A 15,184-nucleotide genomic window follows, 5' to 3' on the forward strand; every position below is an offset into this window, starting at 1 on the left:
CGTGGACCACGGGGTGGAACTTCCGCTCCGCCTTTGGCAGGATGCCCGCCCGCATGCTCCCCGGATCCCCTCCTTCCGCCGTGGGGGCCCGCGTTGACCTGCTGGTACAGGCCATCTTCGCCCGCGTGCGGGGATGGTGAAGGGTTCGTGCAGACTGGCGGTATGCGCATCGAACTCGCCACCGCCCCCGGCAGTCCCGAACGCCCCAACGAGGACTGGGTCTCCGGGACTCTTCCCGCGTCCGGCCAGGGTGGTGTGCTGGTGCTGCTCGACGGCGTCACCCCGCCGCGGGGGGACGCCGGTTGTGTGCACTCGGTCCCGTGGTTCACCGCGCGGCTGGGCGGTGCGCTGGTGGAACTGTCCGGTTCCCGCCCTGATCTGCCTCTGGCCGGAATCCTGGCCGCGGCCATCTCCCGTACTGCGGAAGCCCATCGAGCGACCTGTGACCTTTCTCACGTGCGTACGCCTCAGGCGACCGTGACCCTGGCGCGCTGGAACGAACGCGCGGTCGAGTACCTGGTGCTGTCCGACTCGGTCCTGTTGCTGGAGTCCCGCGACGGCGCGGTCCGGGCGGTCCTGGACGACCGGCTGACCCGGCTGCCGCCGGGTTCGCTGGCCTCGGAGGAGATCGCCGACGCCACGGTGCGCAACAAGGAGGGCGGCTTCTTCACGGCGGCCGCCGATCCGGCGGTGGCCTCGCGCGCGGTGACGGGCAGCGCCCCGGCGGCCGACGTCCGGGCGCTGGCCGCGCTCACGGACGGGGCGGCCCGCTGGACGGAGATGTTCGGCGAGGGCGACTGGACGGACACGCTGGGGCTGCTGCGGAAGGCCGGGCCGCAGGGGCTGATCGACCGGGTGCGGGAGCTGGAGGAGGCCGACGCGGCGGCCGGGCGCGTACGGCTGGGACGCGGCAAGACGCACGACGACGCGACCGCGCTCCTGGTCGAGCCGGCCTGACGGTCGGCGCGGGAAGCAGGCCGGCCGGCCGCGGACGGTTCGGGGGCGACGGCCGTCCGCAACCAGCGCGGGAAGGCGGATCGGCCGCAGTCGGTACGGGGGTACGGGGCAGCCGCCCGCAGTCGGTACGGGGGTGCGGGTCGGCGCACGCAGCCAGCACAGGAGGCGAGGCGGCCGCACCCAGCCCCCGGCGCGCGGCGGGTCAGCTTTCCGCGCGGGTGTTCAGCTGGTGCAGGAGCCGGGCCAGCTCGGCGACTTCACCCCGGTCCCAGTCGGCCAGCTTGCGCACGTAGCGCCCGCGGCGGGCGTCCCTGACGCTGCGGAAGCGGGCCAGGCCGTCGTCGGTGAGGTGGACGAGCCAGGCGCGTCCGTCGGCCGGATCGGGTTCGCGGGCCACCAGGCCGAGGTTCTCCAGGGAGTGGAGCTGGCGGCTCATGGTGGCCTTGCCGACGCCGAAGTAGGCGGCCAGTTCGGTGGCCCGCTGCCGGCCCGCCGCCTCCAGACGGACGAGCAGGCCGTAGGCGGCGGCCTCCAGTTCGGGGTGGACCTCCCGGGCCATCTCGCCCGAACTGGCCCGCGCCCGGCGCAGGAACACGGCCAGCTCACGCTCCAGCGCCAGGAACGCGTGATCCACGCCGGAAGCGCCGGAAGCGCCGGGCCCTCCGCCCGCACCGGGCACGCCACTCATGCCTCGTGAGCCGCCGACGTCGGGCGCGCCACTCATGCCTGGTGCGCCACCCGCACCGGGCACGCCCCTCACGCCTGGTGGGCCGGACGCGTCCGGCTCCGGCACGCTGTCGTCTCCGCGCACGTCAGTACCCCTCGTACGGTTCCCTGCCGATGAAAGCTGCTCCGCGACCGGTGATCGCCGCAGCTCGGCCAGTATTTCGCAGGAGGGGACCCGGCACAGCGGCCCCGGCCCCGATCCGGGTCCCGCCGCCGCCCGCCACCCCCACTATGAACCCGATGTATACACGGCATGTATAGTTATCGCCGTACCGCACACCTGTGCGGTATTTCCCGTACAGAGGAGTGATGCGCCGTGCCAGGAAAGATGCCGCTGCCCACGATGGGGTTGACCGCGGCGCTGGTGACGACGCTCACACTGGCCCTGAGCGGCTGCTCGATGGAGACGACCGCGCCCGGTTCGGCGCGTGCGGAGGCGGCGTCCGACGCCAAGGGGGCTTTCGGGCCGGTCGACTGCCGCAAGGCCAAGTGCATCGCCCTGACCTTCGACGCGGGCCCGGGTGAGGACACGCCGAGGCTGCTGGACATCCTGAAGGAGAAGAAGGTGCACGCCACCTTCTTCCTGCTGGGCAAGCACCATGTCGTCAAGCACCCCGACGTGGTGCAGCGCATCGAGGACGAGGGCCACGAGGTCGCCAACCACACCTGGACGCACCAGGTGCTGACCGACCAGAAGCCGGACGAGATACGGGCCGAGCTGGAGAAGACCCAGGTGGCCATCGAGAAGATCACCGGCAAGAAGCCCCGGCTCATGCGGCCGCCGCAGGGCCGCACCGACGACACGGTCTCCGGCATCAGCAAGGAGCTCGGGCTCTCCCAGGTGCTGTGGAGCGCCACCGCCAAGGACTACTCGACGAACGACTCCGCGCTGATAACGAAGCGGATCCTGGACCAGGCGGGCAAGGACGGCGTCATCCTGCTGCACGACATCTACCCGGGGACCGTCCCCGCCGTGCCCGGCATCATCGACGCGCTCCAGAAGGACGGCTACACCTTCGTGACCGTCCCCGAGCTGATGGCCCCCGCCGAGCCGCAGCCGGGCACGATCTACCGCCCCTGAGCCGTTCACCGGCGGCCACGCCCCCGAGCCGCTCGCCGGCGGCACGTCCCGAGCCGCGCCCCGGGCGACGCCGCGGAGCCACACCCCGGACATGCGGAACGGCCCGCCCCCGCCGCAGCGGGAAGCGGGCCGTTCGATCCGTCCGGCCGGGGGCGTACGGCGGTCAGGCCGCGGCCGGAATCCTCTCCCCGGTCCTGGCCGTGGCCGGGGCGAGCGCGATCTCCAGCACCTGGCGGACGTCGGTGACCGGGTGGACCTCCAGCTTCTCCAGCACTTCCGCCGGAACGTCGTCCAGGTCGGCCTCGTTGCGCTGCGGGATCACCACGGTCGTGATGCCCGCCCGGTGCGCGGCCAGCAGCTTCTGCTTGACGCCGCCGATCGGCAGCACCCGCCCGGTCAGCGACACCTCGCCGGTCATCGCCACATCCGTACGGACGAGGCGTCCGGAGAGCAGCGAGGCCAGTGCGGTCGTCAGGGTGATGCCGGCGCTCGGCCCGTCCTTGGGGACCGCGCCCGCCGGGAAGTGGACGTGCACGCCCCGGTCCTTGAGGTCCGCGACCGGCAGCTCCAGCTCCGCGCCGTGCGACCGCAGGAAGCTCAGCGCGATCTGCGCCGACTCCTTCATCACGTCCCCGAGCTGACCGGTCAGGGTCAGTCCGGACGCCCCGGTCTCCGGGTCGGCGAGCGACGCCTCGACGAAGAGGACGTCACCGCCCGCCCCGGTCACCGCGAGCCCGGTGGCCACGCCCGGCACCGCGGTGCGGCGCTCGGCCGGGTCCTGCGCGGACTCGGGCACATGGTGCGGGCGCCCGATCAGACCGCGCAGATCCGCGTCCCCCACCGTGAACGGCAGCTCCCGGTCGCCCAGCTCGTGCTGCGCGGCGACCTTGCGGAGCAGCCGGGCGACCGCCCGCTCCAGATTCCGTACGCCCGCCTCACGGGTGTACTCGCCGGCCAGCTTGCGCAGCGCCGACTCCTCCAGGGCGACCTCGTCCTTCTCCAGACCGGCCCGCTCCAGCTGGCGCGGGAGCAGGTGGTCCCGGGCGATGACGACCTTCTCGTCCTCGGTGTAGCCGTCGAGGCGGACCAGCTCCATACGGTCGAGCAGGGCCTCCGGGATGGCTTCCAGGACGTTGGCGGTGGCCAGGAAGACGACGTCGCTGAGGTCGAGCTCGACCTCCAGGTAGTGGTCGCGGAAGGTGTGGTTCTGGGCCGGGTCGAGCACTTCGAGGAGGGCCGCTGCCGGGTCGCCCCGGAAGTCGGAGCCGACCTTGTCGATCTCGTCGAGCAGGACGACCGGGTTCATCGAACCGGCCTCCTTGATCGCCCGCACGATCCGGCCGGGGAGCGCGCCGACGTAGGTACGCCGGTGGCCCCGGATCTCCGCCTCGTCCCGGACACCGCCGAGCGCGACGCGGACGAACTTACGGCCCATGGCGTGCGCGACGGACTCGCCGAGCGAGGTCTTGCCGACGCCGGGCGGCCCGACGAGGGCGAGGACGGCACCGCCGCGGCGGCCGCCCACCACGCCCAGGCCCCGGTCGGCACGGCGCTTGCGCACCGCGAGGTACTCGGTGATGCGTTCCTTCACATCGGCCAGACCGGCGTGCTCGGCGTCCAGGACCTCCTGGGCGCCGCGGATGTCGTAGGCGTCCTCGGTCCGCTCGGTCCAGGGCAGTTCGAGGACGGTGTCCAGCCAGGTGCGGATCCAGGAACCCTCGGGCGACTGGTCGCTGGACCGCTCCAGCTTCTCGACCTCCTTGAGCGCGGCCGCGCGGACGTGCTCGGGCAGGTCGGCGGCCTCGACACGGGCCCGGTAGTCGTCGGACTCGTCCTCCGGGTCGCCGTTGAGCTCGGCGAGCTCCTTGCGTACGGCATCGAGCTGGCGGCGCAGCAGGAACTCCCGCTGCTGCTTGTCCACGCCGTCCTGGACGTCCTTGGCGATGGACTCGGCCACGTCCTGTTCGGCGAGGTGCTCGCTCAGCCACTGGATGGCGAGCTTCAGCCGGGCGACGGGGTCCACGGTCTCCAGGAGCTGGACCTTCTGGGCGGTGGAGAGGAACGGCGAGTATCCGGAGTTGTCGGCGAGCGCGGAGACGTCGTCGATCTGCTGTACCCGGTCCACGACCTGCCAGGCGCCCCGCTTCTTCAGCCAGGTGGTGGCGAGTGCCTTGTACTCCTTGACCAGCTCGGCGGCGGACCCGGGCAGCGGGTCGGGGGCGGGGGTCTCCAGCACGGTCCCCTCGACCCAGAGCGCCCGGCCGGGACCGCTGGTCCCGGCTCCGATCCGGACCCGGTCACGGGCCCGGATGAGGGCGCCCGGGTCGCCGTCCGACAGGCGTCCGACCTGCTCGACGGTGCCGAGGACACCCGTCCCCGTGTACGTGCCGTCGATGCGCGGAACCAGCAGCACCTGGGGCTTGGCGCCGCCGGGGCGGGCGGCAGCCTGCGCGGTCTCGACGGCGGCGCGCACCTCGGTGTCGGACAGGTCCAGCGGCACCACCATGCCGGGCAGGACGACCTCGTCGTCGAGCGGCAGCACGGGCAGGTCGATCGGTGTGAACGCCTGGGACTCGTTAGTCATGATCTCCCCTTCGGCAGGCAAGTTGAGCTATGTGCACTCAATGCTTGTGAGTCGCCGAATGTTCCCCACGCGATGTTCGCTCTGAGCGATCGGCCGATCGCCGGGCCCTTGTCCTCGGGAGCGCGCACCGGGGAGCGGCTATTCCCCTGGCTCCTCCCGGCCCGCTTCTCCCTGGCCCGTGAAGCCCGGTAAAGCCGCGTGAACCGGATACGGTCCGCCGGGCGATAGGGAGGGTGTGAGGCTGTTGCGCCCTGCGGGGGAGGACCGGGATGACGGTACGGAGAAGGATGACGCGGCGCTCGTACGTGCCGTGGCACGCGGCGACACGGACGCGCTCGGCGCGCTCTACGACCGGCACGCCGGGTGGCTGCACGCCCGGCTCGCGCGGCGGTGCGCGGACGCGGAGACCGTACGCGAAGTGCTCCAGGACACCTTCGTGACCGTGTGGCGCTCCGCCGCCTCGCACCGGGGCGCGCAGGTCGGCGGGTGGCTGTGGGTGATCGCCTCGCGCCGGCTCGTGGACGCCCTGCGGGCGGACGCCCGCGCGGACCGGCCTCCGAGCCCCGTCCGCCCGGCCCCGGAGGCCCTCGCGCCCTCCGCCGAGGACCGGGTGCTGGCAGGCCTGGAGTACGGGGACATGGGCACCGCGCTGGCCGGGATCTCGCCGGAGCTGCGCGAGGTCCTGCGCGCCACGGTGGTGGACGGGCTGTCGACGAGGGAGGCCGCCGTGCTGCTCGGTGTCCCCGAGGGCACGGTCAAGACCCGCGCGATGCGGGCCCGGCGTGAGCTGCGGGCCGCACTGGAGCGGCTGGCGCCGGAGGGCGAAGTCCTGGGAGGTACGGCATGAGCCGGGAGCGAGCGGGCCGGGGCTCCGGCTGGCACGTGGACGCCGGGCTGGCGGCGCGCTTCGCGGCCGGTACGGCGGCCGAGAGCGACGCCTGGTCCCTGGAGAAGCACGTCGAGGTGTGCGGCACCTGCGCGGCCCTGGTCTCTTCGGCGGTCCGGACGGCCCCGGAGACGGGCCCGCTGCTGGCGGGTGTCCGGGCGGCGGTGCTGGAACGGGTGGCGGCGGAAGGGCTGCCGGAGCGGGCGGCGGCGGAGGGGCGGGGGGCGGGGGGCTCCCCCGCGTACGCCGGGGGGCCGGAGGGGCCCGCGTACGCCGACGCGGCTGCCGCCGCAGGCGCCGCCGTGAGCCCGACCGCCCACCTGAACACCACCGCGAGTCCAGGTACGGCCGCCTCCCCGAGTTCCGGAGCCGGATCGGAAGCTGCCGTGGGCGTCGCCGCCGGAGCAACCCACAGCACAGCAGCGGGGACCACGGGGGTGTCGCCGCGGCTGTCCCCGGTCGCCCGGATTCTCTGGGCGGCCGGGCCCGCCCTGCGGGGGGCCTGGGCGGTGGCGCTCGCCGTCGTCGCCCTCGGGGCCGTCGCGCTGTCGTACGGGGCCGGGCTCGGGGCCTCCGTACGGCTGTTGTTGCTGGTGACGGCGCCGGTGCTGCCGCTCGCCGGGGTGGCCCTGTCGTACGGGCGGCACGCCGATCCGCTGTACGAGGTGGTCACCGCGACCCCGTCCGGCGGGCTGCGGCTGCTGCTGGTCCGGGCCGCAGCCGTCCTCGGGGTGAGCGTTCCCTCTCTGACCCTCGCCGGGGCGGTGCTGCCTCCGGCGGCGGGCGGCCCGGGGGCGGCCGCCTGGCTGCTGCCGGGACTGGCGCTGACGCTCGCCGCGCTCGTGCTGGGCAGCTTCGTCGGCAGCCGCCGGGGGGCGGCTGCCGCCGGAGGGGCCTGGGCCCTGTTCGTCGTCGCCCCCGCCGCCGCCGACGGGCCCGCCGGGGCGGCGCTGATGGCGGGGGCCGCCCCGTACTTCTCCGGGCCCGCCGTCCAGAGCGGCTGGGCCGCCGGGGCCCTGGTGTGCGGGCTGCTGCTCGCCGCCCGCCGCCGATCCTTCGACCACCTGGAGACACCGTGACCGCCAAGGTCGCCGGGCTGACCGTCCGGCACCGCAGGAAGACCGCCCTGGACGGCGTGGACCTCGACCTCCCCCGCGGCGTGCACGGGCTGCTCGGGCCCAACGGGGCGGGCAAGACCTCGCTCATCCGGGTGCTGGCCACGGTCTCGGCCCCGGACTCGGGGCGCGTGGAGCTGCTCGGCCGGGACGTCGGCCCGGGGGCCGACCACCGTGAGCGGGCCGCCGTACGCCGTCTTCTCGGCTATCTGCCGCAGGAGTTCGGCCACTACCCGGGCTTCACGGTCCGCGAGTTCGTCGGCTACGTGGCCTGGCTCAAGGAGATGGACGGGAGGGGGGTCGCCGCCGCCGTGGAACGCGCGGTCGACCGGGTCGGGCTCGGCGACAGGATCGACGCCAAGGTGAAGACCCTCTCCGGCGGCATGGTGCGGCGTGTCGGTATCGCCCAGGCGATCGTCAACGAGCCCGGACTCCTGCTGCTGGACGAGCCGACCGCCGGTCTCGACCCGGAGCAGCGCGTCGAGTTCCGGGCCCTGCTGCGGGAGCTGGGCCGCACCTCCACCGTGATCGTCTCCACTCATCTGGTCGAGGACGTGGCCGCCGCCTGCGCGGACGTGACCCTGATCGAGGCGGGCCGGATCGCCTACCGGGGCACGACAGCCGACCTGATCGAGCTGGGCGACGCGGCGGACGGGCTCGGCGGCAACCCGATCGAGCGCGGCTACACCGCCGCCCTGCGCGCACACCGTACGGGGGCGGGGGTATGACGGGCACCCCGGACCAGGCGCCACCGGCCGCCACCCCTGCCCCCGTCCGGCACCCCGCCAGGGCCGCCTTCGGGGCCGAGCTGCGGCGGGGGATCGCCCCCTGGACCGCCCCGGCCACGGCCCTCACCATCGCCGTTCCGATGATCAGCAAGGCCCAGCAGTGGCAGGGCGGTTGGGGCGACACCCAGGACCTGCTGCACTCGTGCGCCACGCTGCTCGCCGGGCCGCTGGTAGCGGCCGCCGGTTGCTGGCAGGGGGGCAGGGAGCACCGGCGCGGGACCGCCGCCCTGTGGCTCTCGGTGCCTCGCGGCCGCCCGGCCCGGCTGGTGATGGCCGCCCTCCCGGTGGCGGTGTGGGCCGTCGTCGGCCATCTGCTGGCCGTGGTGGGGGTGCTGGCGGCGACCTGGCCGTACACCGGGGCCGGCGGGCCCTCGGTGGGGATGATCGCCGTGGACGCGTGGTTCCTCGTGTGTGCCGCGTTCACCGGGTTCGTGGTGGGGCGCCTGTGGCGGTGGCGGCTGGCCGCGCCGGTGCTCGCGGCCGTCACCTATCTCGCCCTGGGCGTCCCGACATACAGCTCCTCCGGCCTCCGCTTCCTGAACCCGGCCGAGCAGTACTACCTGGCCGGCCGGGTGCCGGTGGCGTGGTTCGTGCCCGTGATGGTGGTCTGGGCGGGCGCTCCGGTGCTCGCCGTGGTCATTGCGTACGCGGCCCGGCGCCGGCTGCTCGCCCTCCTACCGCTGGCGGCCGCCGCCCTCGTCGCTCCCCTGATCGTGAACAGCGGCGACGGCCTGTTCCGGCAGGACCCGGTGGCGGAACGGCTGATCTGTACGGAGGCGGTGCCACAGGTCTGTGTGAGCGGGCTGGACGGCCCGCTGCTCTCGCAGGCGTCCGACGCCCTGGCCGGACTGCGCTCCCGCCTGGACGGGGTGGCGGGGGCTCCGCGGCGGTACGTCTACGCCCCGGAGGGCGGGGAGGCCCCGGCCGGAGCCTCCCCGCTCCCCCACCACACCCGGGGCTGGACGGTGGTACGCGACAGGCTCACCGACCCCGCCGACTACGCCCGCCAGACGGCTCTGCGCCTCACCGACCGCGGCTGTCCGCCGGCCGTGCTCCTGGCGGAGGACCCCGCGACCGTACGCATGGGGGAGACCGACAGTGCCGTGGCGCAGTGGCTGGCCCCGCTGGACGGCGCGTGGCTCGACCCCGACCTGGGCGGCCGCTACCTGACCCGGCTCACGGCCATGGGCGGGGCCGAGCGCCGCGCCTGGCTCGGCCGCTACCTGGCCACCCGTACCAGCTGCGACCCGGAGGCGGTGCCGACGCTGTGACGACCACCGTACGGACGGTGCCGGACGGGCTGCCCGTCCTCTATCTCCGCTCCCGCGCCCTCCCGGCGACCCTGGCCGCCCTGGCGGGCACCGCCCTGCTCGCCGCGTGGGCCGCCGACTGGCTGCAGGGCCGGCCGCAGTTCGACCACACCGCCCGCGTCCCGGTGCAGGTGATCGCCCCGCTGCTCGCCGCCGCCGCGATCGGCACCGGGTTCTTCTCCCCCACCGAGGAGCTGGACCGCACCGCCGTACGCCCCTGGTGGCCCCGGCGCCTGGCCCATCTCGTGGCCCTCACCGCACTCGCCGGCACGGCCCTCGCCCTTGCCGTCCCGGGCCACCCGGAGCAGTTCGGCGCCCCGGCGATGGTCCGCAACGTGCTGGGCGCGACCGGCGTGACGGCCGCGGCGGCCGCGGTCCTGGGGGCGCGGGCGAGCTGGCTGCCGATGACGGTCTACAGCGGCGCGGTCTACCTGGCGGCGCCCCGGACACCCGGCGGGGCCGCCGCGTACTGGGCCTGGCCGATGCAGCCGGGACCGCAGGCGGCGGCCTGGGCGGTGGCGGGAACCGCGTACGTGGTGGGGGCGGCGCTCCTGGTCCTGCGCGGGCCCCGCCCGGAGCGCTGAGGGGCCGGGGCAGGCCCCTCCCGCCCAGGGAGCCGGCCCCACCCGGAACGACCCGGACCGCCGGCTCCCCGTCCTCTACCCCGCCGCCACCCGGAAGTGGCAGTTGGTGCTGATCGCGGAGGCCGTCGTGCCGTCCGTGGTCCTGGCCCGCCACCCGTACGCGTGCCCGTCGACGAGCGGCGGGACGGTCAGCGTGACGGTTCCCCGGCCCACGGCCTTGCCGCTCGCCGAGCCGGGCGTGCCCAGGGCAACGGGCTGGGGACGGGTGGGGTCGGTGTTGTCCCAGAGGCCGAACTCCGCCCAGACCTGCTTCGACGGGTCGGGGTGCGCGACGTGCACGGTGAGGGTGGGCGTACGGCTGGAGACGGTCCCGTAGCCGCCCAGCGCCTGGCAGCCGGCGGGGCCGGTCGCGGAGGGCTGTGCGGCCCTGGCGGTAGGGGCGGTCAGGGTGCGGGCGTGGGTGAGGGCCTGGGCGGCCGTCATCGGGTGGTCGTACGTCTCCACGCTTCGGACCCGGCCGTCCCAGAAGGCGTTCTGCCGGCCCTTGACGAGGTCCCGGCCGACGACGAACGGGCCTTTCGCCGCCCAGGTGGTGGTGTGCGGGGCGGTGCCCGCCGGGGCGCCGTCGACGTACAGCGTGAGGGTCTCGGCCTCGGCGTCGTGGACCCCCGTGAGACGGGTCCATACCCCGGTGGCCGCCTGCGTACGGGAGATGGCCTGGTCGACGTTCCACTCGGGGCCGTCGGCGCGGGGCATCCCGAAGCGCCAGGTGCGGTCCGGGGCGTTGTACCAGAGCATGGCGCCGCTGATGACCTCGCCGTCCTGGGCCAGGACCGCGGCGGTACCGGTTCCCGGGTCGGCCTTCGCCCAGGCCGAGACGGTGAAGCTGCGGCGGGTGTCCAGGACGGGTCCGGGGGTGGTGACCGCGCCGGACACGCCGTCGAGTTCGAGCGCCCCGCCCGGTTCGGTGCTCCAGGAGAAGCCGCCCGACGGAGTGCCGGTCAGGCCCCGGGAGCCGCCGGACGCGGTGCCGTCCATGCGCCAGTCGAGGGCCGGGCCGCCCTGGGTGGAGCCGTACACCGGGGCGTGGTCCGAGGTGCCGGTCGGGACGCAGACGCGGGGCGTGGTGACGTTGTCGCAGGCGGGCTGGGCGGCGGGGGTGTAGTCGGCCTGGTCGGCCTTCTCCGTCCAGGAGTCGCAGCCGCTGAAGGCCTCCGTGGAGAAGAGGTAGTCGAGCCGGGCCGTGCCGTACCGGCTGTCGGTGATCGCCCCGGTCACCGGGTCCGTGCTCGCGGTGGCCGGGGAGAAATGCGTCGGCTCGGCGGCCGCGTCACCGGGGAAGTAGGAGCGCTCGTCGCACTCGTACAGGGTGTCGTAGAGAGGCTGGAGCTTGGTCCGCAGACGCGTGTTGAAGTCACCGCCGACCACCACCGAGGGCAGCCCCGCCGCCGTCTCCCTGATGACGCCGATCTGGTCGGCGTAGAGGCCGTCCGCCTCGGCCTGGGTCATCCGGCCCTGCCGGGCTGCCGCGTCGAAGTTGGCCACATGGGCCGTGCACAGGTGCGACTCCCAGCCGGCGGCGCCCACGCAGAGCGCCTGCGTGCGGCTCTGCCCGGCGTCCACCGGGACCGGCATCGTACGGATGCGCTGCCAGTCGATCCGGCCCTTGACGCCGACGGCCACGCTGAGGGTGCCGGTCAGGCCGCCGCGGCAGTAGGACGAGCCCTGCGGGAACGCCGTGGTGGCGGGGCGCCACACCTCGGCCCAGCGGAAGGACCACTCCGGGCCCAGCTCGGCGGCGATCTCGTCCAGCTGACTGAGGGCGCCGGAGCCGCTGTTCAGGCCGGGGACGAACGGGCCCGAGCAGACCTCCTGGAGCATGACCGCGTTCAGGTCGCGCGCCCGCACGACCTCCGCCACGGCCGCCGCCTTCGCCCTGGGATCGTTGCGGTCCGGGCAGTACGCCCCGGTACCCGGGGTCCCGCCGCCCGCCTCACCGCAGATGTTCCAGGTCATGGCCCGGACGGAGGGGCGGGTGTGGGCGTCGGTGGCCGGCGGCCCGGTCACGGCGAGGGCTCGGCCCGGGAACACGGCGGTCCCGAGCAGGACGGCTGCCAGGAGGACGACGAGCGTTCTTGTATGTCGTCGCGCGTACGGTCGGTGTGCGTACGGTCTCAAGGCGCATCCCTCTCGTGGGACTTCTCGTAGGGCTTCTCACAGGAGACGGACTCGTATGAGATGACGTGGTGAAGATCAAAGCAGCTGGGGCGGCAGTTGTCGCGCTCCTAGAATCGGGCCCATGGAGCCCCCTACCGACACCACCGACACCTTCACCTGCGCCATGATCCCGCCCGCCCACGTCACCCTGGACCGTCGCGAAGGACCCTTCGGCGAGGTGGTCCTGCGGCAGCGCGGGGAGCACTTCGAGATCATCGCCAACGGCTGCTTCCTGATGGACACCTCCGACGGGCGCTCCGAGCGGCTGCTGATCGACGTCGCGCTGACCGCGCTGCCCGCCGGCCGGACCGCCCCCTCCGTGCTCATCGGCGGGCTCGGCGTCGGGTTCTCCCTGGTGCGGGCCGCCGAGGAGGAGCGCTGGGGGCGGATCGTGGTCGTGGAGCGGGAGCAGGCGATCGTGGACTGGCACCGGGAGGGGCCGCTGGACCGGATCTCCGCGGCGGCGCTGGCCGACCCCAGGACCGGGATCCTGCACACGGACCTCGTCGCCCACCTCCGTACCACCACGGAGCGTTACGACGCGCTCTGCCTGGACATCGACAACGGACCCGACTGGACGGTCACGGAGAGCAACGACAGCCTCTACTCCCCCGCCGGTCTGGCGCACTGCCACGACCGGCTGACCCCGGGCGGGGTGCTCGCCGTCTGGTCGGCGCAGCCGTCGCCCGCCTTCGAGCAGGCCTTGCGGAATGCCGGGTTCAGCGGGGTTCGGACGGAAGAAGTGGCCGTTGCCCGAGGTGTGCCCGACGTGGTCCATCTCGCACTCCGGGCCGGCTGAACCCCCTTCCCGGTACGCGCGCCCCGGCGACGGCACGGGCCAACCGCCACAAGGCAGACGATCCGGCCGCCCGCCCGGCCCGAACTCACGCCCCCGGGGTAACACCCTGCGTAGCCGGGAGGCCTCCGCTGCCTTTACGCTGCTGACCGGTACACGGGATCACCCACGAAAACCACGAGCGAAGACCGTGCCTCCGGGGGAATGCCCCCCGCGAGAACGGGCAGGGGCGGGGCGATGGAACAGACACACACCACCCACAACGGCGTCGCGGCCACCCCGGGGGCTCAGCGCCGGGTGCTGGTGGTCGAGGACGACGCCACGATCGTCGACGCCATCTCCGCGCGGCTGCGGGCGGAGGGCTTCCTGGTGCAGACCGCGCTGGACGGCCCCGCGGCCGTGGACGCGGCCGAGGCCTGGCAGCCCGACCTGATGGTGCTCGACATCATGCTTCCGGGCTTCGACGGCCTGGAGGTCTGCCGCCGGGTGCAGGCGCAGCGCCCCGTGCCGGTGCTGATGCTCACCGCGCGCGACGACGAGACCGACATGCTGGTCGGGCTCGGGGTCGGCGCCGACGACTACATGACGAAGCCGTTCTCCATGCGGGAGCTGGCCGCCCGGGTGCACGTGCTGCTGCGCCGGGTGGAGCGGGCGGCGCTGGCCGCCGTGACCCCGCGCAGCGGGATACTGCGCCTGGGCGAACTGGAGATCGACCACGCGCAGCGCCGGGTCCGGGTGCGCGCCGAGGACGTCCATCTCACGCCGACCGAGTTCGACCTGCTGGTCTGCCTCGCCAACACCCCGCGCGCGGTGCTCTCCCGGGAGCAGCTGCTGGCCGAGGTGTGGGACTGGGCGGACGCCTCGGGCACCCGCACGGTCGACAGCCACATCAAGGCGCTGCGCCGGAAGATCGGCGCGGAGCGGATCCGTACGGTGCACGGCGTGGGTTACGCCCTGGAGACTCCGGCGCCATGACCTGGCCAGGGCCCGGAGTGCGGCCCTTCTCCATCAAGGCCAAGCTGGGCACGCTCGTCGTGGTCTCGGTGTTCATCACGACCGGACTGCTGATCGTCGCCCTGCGGACCCGGACCGAGTTCCAGTTCATCACCGTCTTCTCGGTGATCGCCACGCTGCTGATCACCCAGTTCGTGGCCCACGGCCTGACCGCGCCGCTGGACGAGATGAGGGCGGTGGCCCGGTCGATCTCCCACGGCGACTACACACGCCGGGTGAGCGGGGCCGGGCGGCGGGACGAGCTGGGCGACCTGGCGCAGACGATCAACCGCATGGCGGACGATCTGGAGGCGGAGGACCGGCACCGCAAGGAGCTGGTCGCCAACGTCAGCCATGAGCTGCGCACACCCATCGCCGCGCTCAGAGCCGTACTGGAGAACGTGGTGGACGGGGTGTCCTCCGCCGATCCGGAGACGATGCGCACCGCGCTGAAGCAGACGGAGCGGCTCGGCCGGCTGGTCGAGACGCTGCTGGACCTGTCGCGGCTGGACAACGGGGTCGTCGCCCTCAAGGCACGCCGTTTCGAGGTCTGGCCGTATCTGTCGGGCGTACTGAAGGAGGCGAATCTCGCCGCCTCCCACCGACGCCTGTCGTCGGGTTCGGGCAACCACACCCGTACGGACGTCCATCTGCACCTGGACGTCTCGCCGCCGGAGCTCACCGCACACGCGGACGCCGAGCGGCTGCACCAGGTGGTCGCCAACCTCATCGACAACGCGGTCAAGCACAGCCCGCCGCACGGCCGGGTGACGGTGCTGGCGCGGCGCGGGGGCCACCCCGAGTCGCTGGAGCTGGAAGTCGTCGACGAGGGGCCCGGCATCCCGGAGGCGGAGCGCCACCGGGTGTTCGAGCGCTTCAACCGGGGCCAGGCGCCCTCTCCGCACGGTCCGGGAAGCGACGGCGGCACGGGGCTCGGTCTCGCCATCGCCCGGTGGGCGGTCGATCTGCACGGCGGCCGGATCGGTGTGGCCGAATCCGAACGGGGCTGCCGCATCCAGGTCACCCTCCCGGGGATCCCCGAGCAGCGCGGTTGACGATCTCGTTGGCATAGGGTCGATCCGGAAGGGCACGTTCATCCGTGTCATGCCAGCAGGGGGCCGCTAGGCGATACGGTCGCAGGACCGTA

Annotated in this window: 13 protein-coding genes; 10 read left to right on the forward strand and 3 right to left on the reverse strand. The window is 73.9% G+C overall.

All coding sequences use genetic code 11. The features are described from left to right. Window positions 1-162: 162 nt before the first annotated feature. Window positions 163-957 carry a protein phosphatase 2C domain-containing protein gene (locus tag KME66_RS09030; RefSeq protein WP_216320844.1) on the forward strand — a complete coding sequence of 265 codons (795 nt, stop codon included), beginning with the start codon at window positions 163-165 and terminating at the stop codon, window positions 955-957. 202 nt (window positions 958-1,159) lie between these two features. Here the strand turns inward: KME66_RS09030 and KME66_RS09035 are convergent, their stop codons facing one another. Then, window positions 1,160-1,645 carry a MarR family winged helix-turn-helix transcriptional regulator gene (locus KME66_RS09035; protein ID WP_073214604.1) on the reverse strand — a complete coding sequence of 162 codons (486 nt, stop codon included), beginning with the start codon at window positions 1,643-1,645 and terminating at the stop codon, window positions 1,160-1,162. Between the two features lie 354 nt (window positions 1,646-1,999). Here KME66_RS09035 and KME66_RS09040 point away from each other — a divergent pair, with 354 nt between their 5' ends. After that, the gene (locus tag KME66_RS09040; protein ID WP_073214607.1) at window positions 2,000-2,764 is read left to right on the forward strand and encodes a polysaccharide deacetylase family protein; all 765 of its coding nucleotides are present in this window, start codon (window positions 2,000-2,002) and stop codon (window positions 2,762-2,764) included. Between the two features lie 163 nt (window positions 2,765-2,927). On the opposite strand, the gene lon is transcribed toward KME66_RS09040, so the two are convergent. After that, the gene (gene lon, locus KME66_RS09045) at window positions 2,928-5,348 is read right to left on the reverse strand and encodes an endopeptidase La (RefSeq protein WP_216320846.1); all 2,421 of its coding nucleotides are present in this window, start codon (window positions 5,346-5,348) and stop codon (window positions 2,928-2,930) included. Window positions 5,349-5,583: 235 nt separating this feature from the next. Here lon and KME66_RS09050 point away from each other — a divergent pair, with 235 nt between their 5' ends. The 5 genes from KME66_RS09050 to KME66_RS09070 are packed head-to-tail and all read left to right on the forward strand — an operon-like array spanning window position 5,584 to window position 10,031. Then, window positions 5,584-6,195: an RNA polymerase sigma factor gene (locus KME66_RS09050; protein ID WP_216320849.1), complete on the forward strand. Its 612-nt coding sequence runs from the start codon at window positions 5,584-5,586 to the stop codon at window positions 6,193-6,195. Then, a complete protein-coding gene (locus tag KME66_RS09055; RefSeq protein WP_367303623.1) occupies window positions 6,192-7,313 on the forward strand; it encodes a zf-HC2 domain-containing protein in 1,122 nt (373 codons plus the stop codon). The genes KME66_RS09050 and KME66_RS09055 overlap by 4 nt, the downstream gene beginning before the upstream one ends. Next, window positions 7,310-8,077: an ABC transporter ATP-binding protein gene (locus tag KME66_RS09060; RefSeq protein WP_216320852.1), complete on the forward strand. Its 768-nt coding sequence runs from the start codon at window positions 7,310-7,312 to the stop codon at window positions 8,075-8,077. The genes KME66_RS09055 and KME66_RS09060 overlap by 4 nt, the downstream gene beginning before the upstream one ends. Further along, window positions 8,074-9,408 carry a hypothetical protein gene (locus KME66_RS09065; protein ID WP_253208268.1) on the forward strand — a complete coding sequence of 445 codons (1,335 nt, stop codon included), beginning with the start codon at window positions 8,074-8,076 and terminating at the stop codon, window positions 9,406-9,408. Before KME66_RS09060 ends, KME66_RS09065 begins: the two co-directional genes overlap by 4 nt. Further along, window positions 9,405-10,031, forward strand: a complete 627-nt coding sequence (locus KME66_RS09070) for a hypothetical protein (RefSeq protein ID WP_253208269.1) — start codon at window positions 9,405-9,407, stop codon at window positions 10,029-10,031. Before KME66_RS09065 ends, KME66_RS09070 begins: the two co-directional genes overlap by 4 nt. A 75-nt stretch (window positions 10,032-10,106) precedes the next feature. Here KME66_RS09070 and KME66_RS09075 read toward each other — a convergent pair whose 3' ends face one another. After that, window positions 10,107-12,047 (reverse strand): LamG-like jellyroll fold domain-containing protein, encoded by a 1,941-nt coding sequence (locus KME66_RS09075; protein WP_216320855.1) that lies wholly within the window; start codon window positions 12,045-12,047, stop codon window positions 10,107-10,109. A 325-nt stretch (window positions 12,048-12,372) separates the two neighbouring features. Between KME66_RS09075 and KME66_RS09080 the strand changes: the two genes are divergently transcribed. The 3 genes from KME66_RS09080 to KME66_RS09090 all read left to right on the forward strand — a co-directional run bounded on the left by KME66_RS09080 (window position 12,373) and on the right by KME66_RS09090 (window position 15,092). Further along, a complete protein-coding gene (locus KME66_RS09080; RefSeq protein ID WP_253208572.1) occupies window positions 12,373-13,047 on the forward strand; it encodes a spermidine synthase in 675 nt (224 codons plus the stop codon). Between the two features lie 234 nt (window positions 13,048-13,281). Then, window positions 13,282-14,019 carry a response regulator transcription factor gene (locus KME66_RS09085; RefSeq protein ID WP_030079431.1) on the forward strand — a complete coding sequence of 246 codons (738 nt, stop codon included), beginning with the start codon at window positions 13,282-13,284 and terminating at the stop codon, window positions 14,017-14,019. After that, window positions 14,016-15,092, forward strand: a complete 1,077-nt coding sequence (locus KME66_RS09090) for a HAMP domain-containing sensor histidine kinase (protein WP_073214611.1) — start codon at window positions 14,016-14,018, stop codon at window positions 15,090-15,092. The genes KME66_RS09085 and KME66_RS09090 overlap by 4 nt, the downstream gene beginning before the upstream one ends. Window positions 15,093-15,184 lie beyond the last annotated feature (92 nt).

This window comes from Streptomyces sp. YPW6 (assembly GCF_018866325.1).
GTDB lineage: Bacteria > Actinomycetota > Actinomycetes > Streptomycetales > Streptomycetaceae > Streptomyces.